Source organism: Mycolicibacillus koreensis (genome assembly GCF_002104795.1).
In the GTDB taxonomy this organism is placed as follows: domain Bacteria; phylum Actinomycetota; class Actinomycetes; order Mycobacteriales; family Mycobacteriaceae; genus Mycobacterium; species Mycobacterium koreense.
Window position 1 is genome coordinate 18,933 of the sequence record NZ_NCXO01000006.1, and the last position, 15,777, is coordinate 34,709.

The 15,777-nt window shown below is 71.0% G+C and carries 13 protein-coding genes and 1 riboswitch; of the genes, 11 read left to right on the forward strand and 2 right to left on the reverse strand.

Features of this window, described 5'->3' with window-relative positions:
- Positions 1–152 precede the first annotated feature (152 nt).
- From secA2 to gcvP, 11 genes are all read left to right on the forward strand, one after another.
- Positions 153–2,474 carry an accessory Sec system translocase SecA2 gene (secA2, locus tag B8W67_RS04145; RefSeq protein WP_069390964.1) on the forward strand — a complete coding sequence of 774 codons (2,322 nt, stop codon included), beginning with the start codon at positions 153–155 and terminating at the stop codon, positions 2,472–2,474.
- Between the two features lie 11 nt (positions 2,475–2,485).
- Positions 2,486–3,085, forward strand: coding sequence for a CDP-alcohol phosphatidyltransferase family protein (locus B8W67_RS04150; RefSeq protein ID WP_069390963.1), 600 nt, complete (start codon positions 2,486–2,488; stop codon positions 3,083–3,085).
- Positions 3,078–3,962, forward strand: coding sequence for a DUF881 domain-containing protein (locus tag B8W67_RS04155; protein WP_234793803.1), 885 nt, complete (start codon positions 3,078–3,080; stop codon positions 3,960–3,962). The genes B8W67_RS04150 and B8W67_RS04155 overlap by 8 nt, the downstream gene beginning before the upstream one ends.
- Positions 3,963–4,014: 52 nt before the next feature.
- Complete coding sequence (locus B8W67_RS04160; protein WP_069390961.1) at positions 4,015–4,347, forward strand: small basic family protein; 333 nt, start codon at positions 4,015–4,017, stop codon at positions 4,345–4,347.
- Positions 4,348–4,352: 5 nt separating this feature from the next.
- Complete coding sequence (locus B8W67_RS04165; protein ID WP_069390960.1) at positions 4,353–5,162, forward strand: DUF881 domain-containing protein; 810 nt, start codon at positions 4,353–4,355, stop codon at positions 5,160–5,162.
- A 30-nt stretch (positions 5,163–5,192) separates the two neighbouring features.
- Entirely contained in the window at positions 5,193–5,609 is a 417-nt protein-coding gene (gene gcvH, locus B8W67_RS04170) for a glycine cleavage system protein GcvH (RefSeq protein WP_069390959.1), read from the forward strand.
- Between the two features lie 160 nt (positions 5,610–5,769).
- Entirely contained in the window at positions 5,770–6,240 is a 471-nt protein-coding gene (gene garA / locus B8W67_RS04175) for a glycogen accumulation regulator GarA (protein WP_069390958.1), read from the forward strand.
- A complete protein-coding gene (gene ftsR, locus B8W67_RS04180; protein ID WP_069390957.1) occupies positions 6,237–6,959 on the forward strand; it encodes a transcriptional regulator FtsR in 723 nt (240 codons plus the stop codon). Before garA ends, ftsR begins: the two co-directional genes overlap by 4 nt.
- Positions 6,960–7,020: 61 nt before the next feature.
- Positions 7,021–7,515 carry a bifunctional nuclease family protein gene (locus B8W67_RS04185; protein ID WP_069390956.1) on the forward strand — a complete coding sequence of 165 codons (495 nt, stop codon included), beginning with the start codon at positions 7,021–7,023 and terminating at the stop codon, positions 7,513–7,515.
- Between the two features lie 257 nt (positions 7,516–7,772).
- A complete protein-coding gene (locus tag B8W67_RS04190) occupies positions 7,773–8,387 on the forward strand; it encodes a MerR family transcriptional regulator (protein WP_069390955.1) in 615 nt (204 codons plus the stop codon).
- Positions 8,388–8,436: 49 nt separating this feature from the next.
- Positions 8,437–8,534: riboswitch (glycine riboswitch) on the forward strand.
- A gap of 213 nt (positions 8,535–8,747) precedes the next feature.
- Positions 8,748–11,573 (forward strand): aminomethyl-transferring glycine dehydrogenase, encoded by a 2,826-nt coding sequence (gene gcvP, locus B8W67_RS04195; protein ID WP_218959025.1) that lies wholly within the window; start codon positions 8,748–8,750, stop codon positions 11,571–11,573.
- 19 nt (positions 11,574–11,592) lie between these two features.
- On the opposite strand, the gene B8W67_RS04200 is transcribed toward gcvP, so the two are convergent.
- The gene (locus tag B8W67_RS04200) at positions 11,593–13,512 is read right to left on the reverse strand and encodes a vWA domain-containing protein (RefSeq protein ID WP_085302390.1); all 1,920 of its coding nucleotides are present in this window, start codon (positions 13,510–13,512) and stop codon (positions 11,593–11,595) included.
- A gap of 35 nt (positions 13,513–13,547) precedes the next feature.
- Positions 13,548–15,734 (reverse strand): malate synthase G, encoded by a 2,187-nt coding sequence (locus tag B8W67_RS04205; protein ID WP_069390953.1) that lies wholly within the window; start codon positions 15,732–15,734, stop codon positions 13,548–13,550.
- Between the last annotated feature and the right edge of the window lie 43 nt (positions 15,735–15,777).

Genomic DNA, 15,777 nt, shown 5'->3' on the forward strand with positions numbered 1-15,777 from the left:
ACCGGCCCGAGGTCACCTCGACCCCGGCGGATCGGGGCCGGCCGCCGGTCCCGACCCGCGAGCCGCACGCCTCGGTGCGTTTTGCAGCCCTGAGCGCACCCAAACGTGCGGCTCAGCGTGGCCGACGGACCGGCTCCGCGTACGGTAATCGTGTGGCGAAAACCTCAACCAAGCCCGGCCGGCTCAGCACCAGGTTCTGGAAGCTGCTCGGGGCGAGCACCGAGAAGAACCAGTCCCACTCGCTGTCGCAGGTCCATGCCGCCGCCGACTACGACACCAAGGCGGCCAACCTCGACGACGAGAAGCTGCGCAAAGCCGCCAAACTGCTCAACCTCAAAGACCTCGCCGACTCCGACGACATCCCGCAGTTCCTGGCGATCGCGCGGGAGGCCGCCGAGCGCACCACCGGCCTGCGTCCGTTCGACGTGCAGCTGCTCGGGGCGCTGCGGATGCTGGCCGGCGACGTCATCGAGATGGCCACCGGGGAGGGCAAGACCCTGTCCGGGGCGATCGCGGCCGCCGGCTACGCCCTGGCCGGGCGTCACGTGCACCTGATCACGATCAACGACTACCTGGCCCGCCGCGACGCCGAGTGGATGGGCCCGCTGCTGGAGGCGATGGGCCTCAGCGTCGGCTGGGTGGCCGCCGAATCCACCGCCGAGCAGCGCCGCGAGGCCTACCGCTGCGACGTCACCTACGCCTCGGTCAACGAGGTCGGCTTCGACGTGCTGCGCGACCAGCTGGTCACCGACATGGCCGACCTGGTCTCGCCGAAACCGGACGTGGCCCTGATCGATGAAGCCGACTCGGTGCTCGTCGACGAGGCGCTGGTGCCGTTGGTGCTGGCCGGCACCAGCCACCGCGAAACCCCGCGGGTGGAGATCATCCGCTGGGTCGGCGAGCTGAAGCCGGGCCGGGATTTCGACACCGACTCCGACAGCCGCAACGTGCACCTCACCGAGGCCGGTGCGCGCAAGCTGGAGGCCAAACTCGGCGGGATCGACCTGTACTCCGAGGAGCACGTGGCCAGCACCCTCACCGAGATCAACGTCGCCCTGCACGCCCATGTGCTGCTGCAGCGCGACGTGCACTACATCGTGCGCGACGACAAGGTGCAGCTGATCAACTCCTCGCGCGGGCGGATCGCCCAGCTGCAGCGCTGGCCGGACGGGCTGCAGGCCGCGGTGGAGGCCAAGGAGGGCATCGAGACCACCGAGACCGGCGAGGTGCTCGACACGATCACGGTGCAGGCCCTGGTCAACCGCTACCCGACGGTGTGCGGGATGACCGGCACGGCGCTGGCGGCCGGCGAGCAGCTGCGCCAGTTCTACTCACTGGGCGTGTCCCCGATCGACCCGAACACGCCGAACATCCGCGAGGACGAGTCCGACCGGGTGTACATCACCGCCGCGGCCAAGCACACCGCGATCATCGAGCACATCGCCGCGGTGCACGAGACCGGCCAGCCGGTGCTGATCGGCACCCATGACGTCGCCGAGTCGGAGGACCTGCACGAACGCCTGGTCCGCGCCGGGGTGGCGGCGGTGGTGCTCAACGCCAAGAACGACGCCGAGGAGGCCGAGATCATCGCCGAGGCCGGCAAGCTGGGCCGGGTCACCGTCTCCACCCAGATGGCCGGGCGCGGCACCGACATCCGCCTCGGCGGCTCCGATGAGGCCGACCACGACGCGGTCGCCGACCTCGGCGGGCTGCACGTGGTCGGCACCGGCCGGCACCGCACCGCCCGACTGGACAACCAGCTGCGCGGCCGAGCCGGCCGCCAGGGCGATCCCGGCTCGTCGGTGTTCTTCGCCTCGTGGGAGGACGAGGTCGTCACCGACTACCTGGAGTCGGCCAAGCTGCCGCTGGACACCGACGAGGACGGCCGGATCCTCAGCAAGAAGGCGGCCTCGCTGCTCGACCACGCCCAGCGGGTCGCCGAGGGTCGGCTGCTCGACGTGCACGCCAACACCTGGCGCTACAACCAGCTCACCGCTCAGCAGCGGGCGATCATCGTGGAGCGCCGCAACACACTGCTGTCCACCGACACCGCCCGCGAGGAGCTCGCCGAGCTGGCCCCCGAGCGTTACGCGGAGCTCACCGAGCGGCTCTCCGAGGAGCAGCTCGGCCACATCTGCCGCCAGATCATGCTCTACCACCTCGACCGTGGGTGGGCCGATCACCTGGCGTATTTGGCCGACATCCGCGAGAGCATCCATCTGCGGGCGCTGGGCCGGCAGAACCCGCTCGACGAGTTCCACCGGATGGCCGTCGACGCGTTCGCCTCGCTGGCCGCCGACGCGATCGAGGCCGCCCAGCAGACGTTCGAGACCTCCGCGGCCATCGAGGACGAACCGGGGGTGGACCTGTCGAAGCTGGCCCGGCCCACCTCGACGTGGACCTACATGGTTCACGACAACCCGCTGGCCGACGACACCCTCGCCGCGCTCAGCCTGCCCGGGGTATTCCGCTAAGGTCGCGCCGTATGGACCCTGCGGTGCACGATCGGGTGCTGACGGTGCCCAATGCGCTGAGCGTGCTGCGCTTGGCGCTGATCGCGGTGTTCCTGTATCTGTTGTTGGGCGTCGGCGCCGAGGTTGCCGCCGCGGTGGTGCTGATGGTCGGCGGGGCGTCGGACTGGGCCGACGGCAAGATCGCGCGGCTGTTCAACCAGTCGTCGCGGCTGGGGGAGTTGCTGGACCCGGCCGTCGACCGGCTCTATATGGTGATCGTCCCGCTGGCGCTGGTGGCGCACTCGCTGGTGCCGTGGTGGTTCCTCGCCCTGCTGTTGGGGCGCGACGGGCTGCTGGCGGCCACCCTGCCGCTGCTGCGCCGTCGGGGGTGGACCGCGCTGCCGGTCACCTATCTGGGCAAAGCCGCCACGTTCGCCCTGATGTCGGGGTTCCCGCTGGTGCTCCTCGGTCAGCAGGAGGCGCTGTGGAGCCGGGTGCTCGGCGCCGGCGGCTGGGCGTTTCTGATCTGGGGGCTCTACCTGTACCTGTGGACCGGGGTGCTGTATCTGCTGCAGGTGGGCCTGGTGCTGCGCGCACCGCCGCGGGTGACTGCCGGGGGTGGGGGTGACTGAACCGTTCTTCGCGCTCAGCGGCTACGACAACCAGGGCCGGCGCGCGGTGCCGTCACTGCTGCGGTCGCTGCTGTCGGAGCACCTCGACCCGGGCTACGCCGCCGCCGCGGCGCGCCGTCACGAGGCGCCACAGCCGCGGCTGCTGCGCTGGGGCTGGCAGCTGCTGGGGGCGCTTCTGGTGACGGTGGTGTTCGCCGGCGCGGTCGCGCAGGCCCGCTCGGTGGCCCCGGGCATGAACGCCGCGCAGCGCACGTTGGCGACCAATGTGCGGGCGGCCAAACACTCCGCCGACGAACTCACCGCGCGCCGCAACACCCTGGCCACCGACGTCAGCGACTCCCAGCGCCGCCAACTGCGCGCCGACACCGAGGGCCGACGGTTGCTCACCGGCCTCGACGCGCTCGCCCTGGCCGCCGCCGACACCCCGGTGATCGGCCCGGGGCTGACCGTGACCGTCACCGACCCGGGGGTCAGCCGCAACCTCAGCGACGTCTCCAAGCAGCGGGTGGCGGGCAGCCGCCAGATCATCTTGGACCGCGACCTGCAGTCGGCGGTGAACTCGCTGTGGTCGGCCGGGGCCGAGGCGATCGCCGTCGACGGGGTCCGGATCGGCCCGAACGTGACGCTGCGCCAGGCCGGTGGGGCGATCCTGGTCGACAACACCCCGATCAGCAGCCCCTACACCATCTTGGCGATCGGCCCGCCGACGATGGGCAAGGCCTTCGACCGCACCGCCGGTCTGCGCTGGTTGCGTCAACTCGAAGTCACCTACGGTGTGGGGGTCACCGTGCGCGCCGGCGACGGCCTGGCACTGCCGGCCGGAACGATGCGCGAGGTCACCTACGCCCACAGCACCGCCGAACCGGGCGGACCGTGATCCGCACCGCCGCCCACCGCCCCGCCCACCCAGTCAGGAGTTCCCAGCACCCATGATCGGCATCGCAGCACTGGCCATCGGCATCGTGGTGGGCTTGGTGTTTCACCCCAGCGTTCCCGAGGCCGTCCAGCCGTACCTGCCGATCGCGGTGGTCGCCGCGCTCGACGCGGTGTTCGGCGGCCTGCGCGCCTACCTGGAGAAGATCTTCGACCCGAAGGTGTTCGTGATCTCGTTCGTGTTCAACGTCCTGGTGGCCGCCCTCATCGTCTATGTCGGCGACCAACTCGGGGTCGGCACCCAGCTGTCCACGGCGATCATCGTCGTGCTCGGTATCCGCATCTTCGGCAATGCCGCGGCGCTGCGTCGCCGGCTGTTCGGGGCGTGAGGCCGATGAGCCAGGATCCGACCGCGCACCCCTCGGCCGACGAGTCCGGTCACGGACGCCACGAGCTGCCCGACGACCATCCCGACCGGGAACCCGGCCCCGCGGGCAGCCTGCTGCGCCGCGGCCGACGCCAGCCGGTCTTCGCGGTGCTGGCGGTCCTGCTCTGTCTGGGGCTGGGGGTCGCCATCGCCACCCAGGTCCACCAGACCGAGACCGGCGACTCCCTGGACACCGCGCGGCCGGCCGACCTGTTGGTGCTGCTCGACTCGCTGCGCCAGCGGGAGGCCACGCTCAACACCGAGGTCGCCGATCTGCAACGCACCCTGACCGCATTGCAGGCCGCCGGCAGCGGCGACCAGGCCGCCATCGAATCCGCGCAGGCGCGCCTGGCTGCGCTGTCGATCCTGATCGGCACCGTCGGGGCCACCGGCCCGGGGGTCACCATCACCATCGACGACCCCCGCCCCGGGGTCAGCCCCGACAACCTGCTCGACGTGATCAACGAGCTGAGGGCCGCCGGTGCCGAGGCGATGCAGGTCAGCGACGACCGGCAGGCCGTGCGCGTCGGTGTCGACACCTGGGTCGCCGGGGTGCCCGGCGCGCTGGTCGTCGACGACCAAACCCTGACGCCGGCCTATTCGATTGTCGCGATTGGTGATCCGCCGACCCTGGCGGCGGCGATGAAGATCCCCGGCGGCGCGGTCGACAGTGTCGAGAGCTCCGGCGGGCAGATGAGCGTGGCGCAGGCCGACGGGGTGGAGATCACCGCCTTGCGGCAACCGAAACCCCGCCAATACGCTCAGCCCGTCAAGTAAACCGCTGCCCACCCGAGGAACAGGATCGCTGTGAGCCCTGCCAGTCACGTCCCCGACGACCTGCACTACACCGCCGACCACGAATGGGTGCGGCCGACCGACGCCGCGGTGCTGCGGGTCGGCATCACCGACTACGCGCAGGCCGCGCTCGGCGACGTCGTGTTCGTCCAGCTGCCCGAGGTCGGGGCGACGGTCACCGCGGGGGAGTCGTTCGGCGAGGTGGAGTCCACCAAGTCGGTGTCGGACCTGTTCGCCCCGGTGACGGCGAAAGTGGTTGCCGTCAACGAGGATTTGGCGAGCAGCCCGGAACTGGTCAACTCCGACCCCTACGGGGCGGGCTGGCTGGTCGATCTGCGGGTCGACACCGACTCCGGCGCCGGCGACGCCGCCGCACAGGCAGCGGCCCTGCTCGACGCGCAGGGCTACCGCGCGACCCTCGCCGAATGAGCATTGTTAGGGTTTGACCGCCGAGACGGCCGCCGAATCGTGGCGTGGCGGGTACATTCCCGGCCGCGGCGCGGTACGGTCGACACAGCGACGGAAACGCCGGCAATGACGCCGTGTGCGGGTCCGGTCCGCGCGAATTGCAGCCAGTAAGGAGGAGCGGGTGACGGAGAACGACAACGATCAAGACTCCGACGACGTCACCGCGGAGACAACCTCGGTATTCCGTGCTGATTTCCTCAGCGAACTCGACGCACCCGCGCAGGTGGGTGCCGACAGCGCGGTCTCCGGTGTCGAGGGCCTTCCGGCCGGCTCGGCGCTGCTGGTGGTCAAACGCGGACCCAACGCCGGTTCCCGGTTCCTGTTGGACCGGCCGATCACCGCGTCGGGCCGCCACCCCGACAGCGACATCTTCCTCGACGACGTCACCGTCAGCCGCCGCCACGCGGAGTTCCGGCTGGAGGGTGAGGAGTTCCAGGTCGTCGACGTGGGCAGCCTCAACGGCACCTACGTCAACCGGGAGCCGGTGGATTCGGCGGTGCTGTCCAACGGCGACGAGGTCCAGATCGGCAAGTTCCGTCTGGTGTTTCTGACCGGCCCGAAAAGCGACGACGGGGGTTCCGGGGGCCAGTGACCGCGCCCGAAACGCCCGCGCTGCCCGGGATGTCGATCGGGGCGGTGCTGGCGGCGCTGCGCCCGGACTTCCCGGACGTCACGATCTCCAAGATCCGTTTCCTGGAGTCCGAGGGGCTGGTCACCCCGCAGCGCACCGCGTCGGGGTATCGCCGTTTCACCGCCTACGACTGCGCGCGGCTGCGGTTCGTCCTCGCTGCGCAGCGCGACCAGTATCTGCCGCTGAAGGTCATCAAAGCGCATCTTGACGCCCAGCCCGACGGGGAGTTGCCGACCACCGGCTACCCGGCGCCACGGCTGGTCCCGGCGGCGGGGGAGGGTCCCGACACCGCCGCGGTCGCACCCACCCAGGTCCGGCTGAGCCGCGAGGATCTGCTGGCGCGCTCCGGGGTCGACGAGGCGCTTTTGACCGCGCTGCTCAAAGCCGGGGTGATCACCACCGGGCCGGGCGGATTCTTCGACGAGCACGCGGTGGCGATCCTGCAGTGCGCCCGCGCCCTCGGCGACTACGGTGTGGAACCCCGGCACCTGCGGGCGTTCCGTTCGGCGGCCGACCGACAGTCGGACCTGATCGCCCAGATCGCCGGGCCGGTGGTCAAGGCCGGCAAGGCCGGGGCCCGCGACCGCGCCGACGATCTGGCCCGCGAGGTGGCGGCGTTGGCGATCACGTTGCACACGTCGCTGATCAAGTCCGCCGTGCGCGACGTTCTGCATCCCTGAGGACTAGACTTCCCGTGACGGCCTCGGAGTTGGGCACCGCACGGGCGGAGGGCAGACACAGATGGGTGAAGTGCACGTCGTCGGCATTCGCGTCGAACAGCCGCAGAACCAGCCGGTATTGCTGTTGCGCGAGGCCGGCGGGGACCGGTACCTGCCGATCTGGATCGGGCAGGCCGAGGCCGCGGCGATCGCCCTCGAGCAGCAGGGCGTCGAGCCGGCCCGGCCGCTGACCCACGACCTGATCCGCGATCTCATTGCCGCGCTGGGCCATTCCCTCAAAGAGGTGCGCATCGTCGACCTGCAGGAAGGCACCTTCTACGCCGATCTGGTCTTCGACGCCGATGTGACGGTCTCGGCACGTCCGTCGGACTCGGTGGCGATCGCGTTGCGCACCGGGGTGCCGATTTACGTCGAGGAGACGGTGCTCGCCGAGGCCGGACTGCTCATCCCCGACGAGGGCGACGAAGAGGAGTCCGGCGCCGCCCGCGAAGACGAGGTGGAGAAGTTCAAAGAGTTCCTCGACAGTGTCTCGCCCGACGATTTCAAGGCCACCTGAGCAGGCCCGTACACTTCCCTGCAAGACCCCCCCTTGGAGTCGGCCCGGAGTCGGCCGAGTCACGGATGGGTCTCACGATGCCCGACACGCCCGACACAACAGCGCGATCGGGTGGGGCGACACCCATAATTTCAGAGCGACCACAGGCCAACAGCCCGCCGAAAAGCGTATGCTCACAACCACTTGAGCAGCCCCACGCGATGCCGGTGACGCCGACGGCCAGGGATTTACAGCGTGATCAGCGAGAGGATGCGCCCGTGGGTGAACGACCCCGCCAAGAACAGCTGGACCTTGCTGACCCCCTCGGCACGGCTTCGGCCGCGTCGGATCAGCCGGTGCAGGGCGGGCTGTTCCCCGACGACTCCATCCCCGATGAGCTGGTCGGCTACCGCGGTCCCAGCGCCTGCCAGATCGCCGGCATCACCTACCGTCAGCTCGACTACTGGGCGCGCACCTCGCTGGTGGTGCCGTCGATCCGCAGCGCGGCCGGCTCCGGCAGCCAACGGCTGTACTCGTTCAAAGACATCCTGGTGCTCAAGATCGTCAAGCGACTGCTCGACACCGGCATCTCCTTGCACAACATCCGCGTGGCGGTCGACCACCTGCGCCAACGCGGCGTGTCCGACCTGGCCAACATCACCTTGTTCTCCGACGGCACCACCGTGTACGAGTGCACCTCCGCCGAGGAGGTCGTCGACCTGCTGCAGGGCGGCCAGGGGGTGTTCGGGATCGCGGTCTCCGGCACGATGCGGGAGCTGACCGGGGCTATCGCCGATTTCCCCGGCGAACGCGCCGACGGCGGGGAGACGCTCGCCGCTCCCGAGGACGAGCTGGCCAGCCGGCGACGCAACCGGGACCGCAAAACCGGGTAGCGGCCGCGGCCGAGCGCACCGACGCCACTGGGTAAGGTGGGGGACGCATCGCCCACGCGCGGGAGAGTTCCGTGGCCGCCAGTCACGGACGCCGAAGGAGCAACACCTCTCCGTCAACCTCTCAGGCACCCGGACCGCGCCTGGCCCCGATGCCTCTGGAAAGCGGCGGCCCGCCGGGTTCGCCCGCCGATGGGGAAAGGTGACCGTCCCAGCCGGACGGGACACCGAATCTTTCAGGCGCCCGGTGCCCGGGTGAAGACAGAGGGAGAGGGCCCGCCGTCAGGCTGTCCACCCATGTCAGGAGCGTCACCCGTGCCCGCCGATTCCCCCCTGTCCCGCACCTCCCTGTCCCGCACCTCCCTGCCCCGCACAGCTACCTTCGCCGACCGTCACATCGGCCCGGACCCGGCCGCGCTGCAGACCATGCTCGCCGCGATCGGGGTCTCCTCACTGGAGGACCTCGCCGCGCGCGCGGTGCCGGCGACGATCCTCGACCCGGGCGACGGCACCGCACCGGCCCCCGGACTGGAGAATCTGCCCCCCGCGGTCGGTGAGCAGGAGGCGCTCGCCGAGTTGCGGGCGCTGGCCGAAACCAACACCGTGGCCGCCTCGATGATCGGCCAGGGCTATTACGACACGGTCACCCCGGCGGTGCTGCGGCGCAACATCCTGGAGAACCCGGCCTGGTACACCTCCTACACCCCGTATCAGCCGGAGATCAGCCAGGGCCGGCTGGAGGCGCTGCTCAACTTCCAGACGATGGTCGCCGATCTGACCGGCCTGCCGGTCGCCAACGCCTCGATGCTCGACGAGGGCACCGCCGCCGCCGAGGCGATGACGCTGATGCACCGGGCGGCGCGCGGCAAGTCGGCCCGGCTGGCCGTCGACGTCGACCTGTTCGCCCAGAGCGCGGCGGTGTTGGCCACCCGCGCCGAACCGTTGGGCATTGAGATCGTCACCGCCGACCTGCGCTGCGGTCTGCCCGACGGCGAGTTCTTCGGGGTGATCACTCAGCTGCCCGGCGCCAGCGGGCGGGTCACCGACTGGGCGCCGCTGGTCGCCGAGGCGCACGAGCGGGGCGCGCTGGTCGCCATCGGCGCCGACCTGCTGGGGCTGACGCTGATCACCCCGCCCGGTGAGATCGGCGCCGACGTCGCCTTCGGCAGCGCGCAGCGTTTCGGGGTGCCGATGGGTTTCGGCGGCCCGCACGCCGGCTACCTGGCGGTCGGGGAGCGGCACGCCCGCCAACTGCCCGGGCGTCTGGTCGGGGTCTCCGTCGACGCCGACGGCGCCCCCGCCTACCGGCTGGCGTTGCAGACCCGTGAGCAGCACATCCGCCGCGACAAGGCGACCTCCAACATCTGCACCGCGCAGGCGCTGCTGGCGGTGATGGCGGCGATGTACGCCAGCTACCACGGCGCTGAGGGGCTCACCGCGATCGCCCGCCGGGTGCACGGGCATGCCGAGGCGATCGCCGCCGGGCTCGGTGATGCGCTGGTCCACGACCGGTATTTCGACACCGTGCTGGCCCGCGTCCCGGGGCGCGCCGACGAGATCGTCGCCGCCGCGAAGGCCTCCGGCATCAACCTGTGGCGGGTCGACGCCGACCACGTCTCGGTGGCCTGCGATGAGGCCACCACCGACGCGCACGTCGCCGCGGTGCTCGACGCGTTCGGGGTGGCGCCGGCCGAACCGGTGTGCGCCGGCGTGATCACCCGCACCTCGGAGTTCCTGACCCACCCGGCGTTCACCGCCTACCGCACCGAGACCGCGATGATGCGCTACCTGCGCAGCCTCGCCGACAAGGACATCGCGCTGGATCGCAGCATGATCCCGCTGGGGTCGTGCACGATGAAACTCAACGCCGCCGCGGAGATGGAGCCGATCACCTGGCCGGAGTTCGCCGGGCTGCACCCGTTCGCCCCGGCCGCCGACAGCCCGGGCCTGCGGGCCCTGATCGAGCAGTTGGCGACGTGGCTGGCGGAGATGACCGGCTACGACGCGGTGTCGCTGCAGCCCAACGCCGGCTCGCAGGGGGAGTACGCGGGGCTGCTGGCGATCCACGACTACCACGCCAGCCGCGGGCAGGCCCACCGCGACGTGTGCCTGATCCCGTCCAGCGCGCACGGCACCAACGCCGCCTCCGCCGCGCTGGCCGGGATGCGGGTGGTGGTGGTGTCCTGCCGCGACAACGGTGACGTCGACCTCGACGACCTGCGCGCCAAGATCGCCGAGCACGCCGAGCATCTGGGCGCGCTGATGATCACCTACCCGTCGACCCACGGGGTCTACGAGGCCGACATCGCCGAGATCTGCGCGGCGGTCCACGACGCCGGCGGGCAGGTCTACGTCGACGGCGCGAACCTCAATGCGCTGGTCGGGTTGGCCCGGCCCGGGCGATTCGGCGGCGACGTCAGCCACCTCAACCTGCACAAGACGTTCTGCATCCCGCACGGCGGCGGCGGTCCGGGGGTGGGCCCGGTGGCGGTGCGCGACCACCTCGCGGCGTTTCTGCCCGGCCATCCCCTCGTCGACGGGCTGCCCGGCGGGCGCCCGGTCTCCTCGGCCCCGTACGGTTCGGCGTCGATCCTGCCGATCACCTGGGCCTACATCCGGATGATGGGCGCCGCGGGGCTGCGGGCGGCGTCGCTGACGGCGATCGCCTCGGCGAACTATGTGGCGCGCCGCCTCGGCGGGCACTACCCGGTGCTCTACACCGGAACCGACGGCATGGTCGCCCACGAGTGCATCCTGGATCTGCGGCCGCTGACCAAGGCGACCGGTGTCACCGTCGACGACGTCGCCAAACGGCTCGCCGACTACGGGTTCCACGCCCCGACGATGAGTTTCCCGGTGGCCGGCACCCTGATGGTCGAACCCACCGAGAGCGAGAGCCTCGAGGAACTCGAGGCGTTCTGCGCGGCGATGATCGCGATCCGCGAGGAGATCGAGCAGGTCGCCGGCGGGCACTGGACCGCCGAGGACAATCCGCTGCGCGGCGCCCCGCACACCGCAGCGTGCCTGCTCACCGAGGACTGGACCCACCCGTACAGCCGTGAGCAGGCCGGGTATCCGCTGGGCACCGCCTACCGGCCGAAGGTGTGGCCGCCGGTGCGCCGCATCGACGGGGCCTACGGGGACCGCAACCTGGTGTGCTCGTGCCCGCCGTTGGACAGCTACCGCTGACCCGGCCGGGTCGGGGCGGTCAGCCCAGCAGGGTGCTCAACGCGGTGGCCAACTCGGGGGTGTCCGAGCTGGCCAGCTGCCGGTAGCTGCCGCCGCTGATCTGGGCGACCGCCTCCCAGGTGGCCCGGTCGGTGTCGTCACCGAAGTCGAGCACGTTCACCGCGACCGGGCGGGCCGGGTCGACCGCGCCGCGCAGATAGTCCTGCAGGCCGGGGCCGTCGAGGGTCCGGTCGGTGTGCGGCCCGGTGGTGATCACCAGCACCGAGTTCGGCCGGCCCTCCTGGTAGTCGGCCAGCGCCTCGCCGTAGACCAGCCGCAGGGTGGTGAACGACACCGCCCCGTCGGCGGTCGGCCCGAGCCCGTCGAGGCGTCCGCTGACCGCGTCGCGCACCGTGTCGAGCGGGCCGGCGGCGACCGCGGAGCGGCCTTCGGTGCCGTCGAAGGTCCACAGCCCGATCGTCGAGTCGGCCGGCAGCCCGGATACCGCCGCGTCGAGGGCGGCGGTGACGTTGGCCAGCCGGCTGCGCGCACCGTCGGATTCGCCCATCGACTGGTCGAGCATGATCGTGGTGGCCGGGCCGGCGCTCGGTGCGGTCACCGTGTTGGCCAAGGTGGCGCGCAGCGAGTCGTCGCCGACCGGCACGGTTGCGTCGATGGCCGGGAAATCGGTGACGTCGCTGTCCGGCAGGGCGCCGTCGGGGCCGGCATCGTCGCCGCCGGCCGGGCCACGGAAGCCGGCCTCGGCGAACGTCGCCAACTGGTCGGGTTTGCCCAGATACCGCGCGAATTCGCTGGCGCCGCTGACCTGCTCGTCGGAGAGCCAGTTACCCGCCAGCAGCACGGTGGGGTAGTCGGCCACCGCGACCGGTCCCGACGGCAGCCACCCGGCCAGGGTGTCGGCGCGATCGGCCGACGACGCGGCGCGGGCGACGAGCTGCTGTTCGGTGGTGACCACCGCGTGCACCGGCGCGCTCGCCGGGTCCTCGGCGCCGAGCAGGGCGTTCATCGCCTCCGCCAGCGAGGTGTCGGCCAGTTTCGGTTGACCACCGATCAGGCTGCGCACCGCGCCGACCCCGTCGGTGGCGGGCCGATCGCCGGCGGCGGCGGTGGCGACCGCTTCGGCGGCCAGCGCCGCCGCATCGCCGTTGTCGCTGGTCGGCAACGCCAGCCGCAGCGAACCCCAGTGCGCCAGCTGCAGCCGGTCCAGGGCATCGGGGGTGGTTTGCAACTGCGGCAGCGCTGCCCAATCGCGTTCAGCAAGAGCCGATTTGAGCTCCGGGCGCACCGCCAGCATCACCGGTGAGCGCACCAGCGAACGGGCGTCACTGACAGTGTCGGCGCCGACCGCGGCCTGCAGCCGCGCGGCGGAGATCGAGCTGGCGGGGATCCACAGTGCGGGACGCTCACCCAGATCGGCCGACCAGTCGCCGATGAAGCCGTTGATGACGGCGTTGGACCCGGCCGACTTCACCGACACCGACACACACCGGTCGCCGACCTGGCGTCCGTTGCCGGTGAACTCCTCGGCGAGCTGTCGCACCTGATCGGCGATCGAGGGGTCGGCCACCACCGCCACCGTCTCGTCGCCGGCCACGCAGCGGGCCGCGGCGGTGTCGGAGCGGTGGGAGAGCACCGCGCCGAAGAAACGCCACAGGATCACCCCGCTGACCAGCACCACCACCGTGATCAGCGCGGCGACGACACCCACCGAGACCCCGCGCCGGCCCCCTTCGCTGCGGTGACCGCCGCGCCACTCGCCGATGCTGCGGCGGCTCCGCCGGGCGGCACCGGTGGGTACCGGTCCGGTCGGCTCGGGTGCGATCGGGTGCGCCTGCTCCGCAGCGGCGGGCTCCTCAGACTCACCGGGCTCGCCGGGACCGACCGGCTCGACGGACTCGTCGGGCTGATCGTCGGGGTCGGGGATGCTATGTCTACCCATGGCGCTGCTGTCGTGGTGGTCGGGTCAGTGGTCGATCACAGGCCCGCTTGAGCCTTGAACTCGCGGCGGCGCCGGTGCAGGATCGGCTCGGTGTAGCCGTTGGGCTGGCCGGTGCCGGAGAGGATCAGCTCCTCGGCGGCCAGGAACGGGATGCTGGCGTCGAAGTCGGGTCCCATCGGTGGGTAGTCCGGGTCCCCGGCGTTCTGCTCGTCGACCACCAGCGCCATCCGTTCCAGACTGGCGCGCACCGTCTCGGCGGTTATCACGCCGTGGCGCAGCCAGTTGGCCAGCAGCTGGCTGGAGATCCGCAGCGTGGCCCGGTCCTCCATCAGCGCGACGTCGTGGATGTCGGGCACCTTGGAGCAGCCGACACCCTGACCGACCCAGCGCACCACATACCCCAGGATCGACTGGCAGTTGTTGTCGACTTCCTCGTGGATCTCTTCCGGTGCCCAGGCCAGTTCCTTGGCCAGCGGGATCGTGAGCAGCTGCTCGAGGCCGGCACGGCGCTTTCCGGCCAGGTCCTGCTGCACGGCGCGCACGTCGACCTGGTGGTAGTGGATGGCGTGCAGGGTGGCCGCGGTCGGCGACGGCACCCAGGCGGTGGACGCCCCGGCGCGCGGCTGGGCGATCTTCTGCTCCATCATGTCGGCCATCAGGTCGGTCATCGTCCACATGCCCTTGCCGATCTGGGCACGGCCGGCCAGCTGGCAGCTCAACCCGACGTCGACGTTGTTGTCCTCGTAGGCGGCGATCCACGGTTGGGATTTCATCGCGCCCTTGCGGACCATCGGGCCCGCCTCCATCGAGGTGTGGATCTCGTCGCCGGTGCGGTCCAAAAAGCCGGTGTTGATGAACACCACCCGGTCGCGGGCGGCGCCGATGCAGGCCATCAGGTTGACCGTGGTGCGGCGCTCCTCGTCCATGATCCCGACCTTGAGGGTGGCCTCCGGCAGGCCGAGCACCCGTTCGACGCGGCCGAACAGCTCCGCGGTGAACGCCGCCTCCTCCGGGCCATGCATCTTGGGTTTGACGATGTAGACCGAGCCGGTGCGGCTGTTGACCAGCGGGCCGTGGTCATCGTCGGCGCTGAGCCCGTGCATGGCGATCAGCGCGGTGAACAGCGCGTCCTGGATGCCCTCGAACACCTCGGTGCCGTCGGCGAAGACGATTGCGTCGTTGGTCATCAGGTGCCCGACGTTGCGCACGAACAGCAAGCTGCGCCCGGGCAGGGTGATCTCCGCGCCGTCGGGGGTGGTGTAGGTGCGGTCGGGGTTGAGCACCCGGGTGAAGCTGGACCCGTCCTTGCTCACCTCTTCGGCCAGGTCGCCGCGGTTGAGGCCCAGCCAGTTGCGGTAGCCGAGCACCTTGTCGGCGGCATCCACCGCGGTGATCGAGTCCTCGAAGTCGATGATCGTGGTGACCGCGGACTCCAGCACCACGTCTTTGATGCCGGCGGCGTCGGTGCGCCCGATCGGCGAGTCGGGGTCGATGAGGATCTCGATGTGCAGCCCGTGGTGGGACAGCAGCAGCGCGGTCGGCGCGTCCGGCTCGCCGAGGTAGCCGACGAACTGGTCCCGCTCGGCCAGCAGGGTCGAGCGGTCGGCGCCGAGGCTCACCATCAGCTGGCCGTCGACGACCTCGAACGCGGTGGCGTCGGTGTAGGAACTGGTGGCCAGGGGCACCGACTGGTCGAGGAAGTCCCGCGCGTAGGCGATGACCTTGTCGCCGCGGACCTTGTTGTAGCTGGTGCCCTTCTCCGCGCCGCCCTCCTCGCTGATGACGTCGGTGCCGTACAGCGCGTCATACAGCGAACCCCACCGGGCGTTGGCGGCGTTGAGCGCGAACCGCGCGTTGGTCACCGGCACCACCAGCTGCGGGCCGGCGGTGGTGGTGATCTCGTCGTCGACGTCGGCGGTGGTGATCGCCACCCCGGTCGGCTCGTCGTGCAGGTAGCCGATCTCGGTGAGGAACTCCTGATAGGCCGCCGGGTCGTGCGGCCCGATGACCCGGGCCCGGTGCCACTTGTCGATCTGGGCCTGCAGGTCGTCGCGGCGGGCCAGCAGCTCGCGGTTGCGGGGAGTCAGATCGGTGATGACCTGCTCGGCGCCGGCCCAGAACCGGTCGGGGTCCACGCCGGTTCCCGGCAGCGCCTCGTCGGTGATGAAGTCGTAGAGCTCGCGGGCGACCTGCAGCTCACCCACCGACACGCGGTCCGTCATGCTTCCTCCCTTGCTGGCTTCGTTGGCGAAGCAACGTGCCCAC

What these genes read in the sequence shown, in the direction of transcription:
- B8W67_RS04165 (WP_069390960.1), top strand. Translation starts at nt 4,353, where the DNA reads ATGAGCCAGGATCCGACCGCGCACCCCTCGGCCGACGAGTCCGGTCAC.
- B8W67_RS04200 (WP_085302390.1), bottom strand. Translation starts at nt 13,512, where the DNA reads ATGGGTAGACATAGCATCCCCGACCCCGACGATCAGCCCGACGAGTCC.
- B8W67_RS04150 (WP_069390963.1), top strand. Translation starts at nt 2,486, where the DNA reads ATGGACCCTGCGGTGCACGATCGGGTGCTGACGGTGCCCAATGCGCTG.
- B8W67_RS04160 (WP_069390961.1), top strand. Translation starts at nt 4,015, where the DNA reads ATGATCGGCATCGCAGCACTGGCCATCGGCATCGTGGTGGGCTTGGTG.
- B8W67_RS04185 (WP_069390956.1), top strand. Translation starts at nt 7,021, where the DNA reads ATGGGTGAAGTGCACGTCGTCGGCATTCGCGTCGAACAGCCGCAGAAC.
- B8W67_RS04205 (WP_069390953.1), bottom strand. Translation starts at nt 15,734, where the DNA reads ATGACGGACCGCGTGTCGGTGGGTGAGCTGCAGGTCGCCCGCGAGCTC.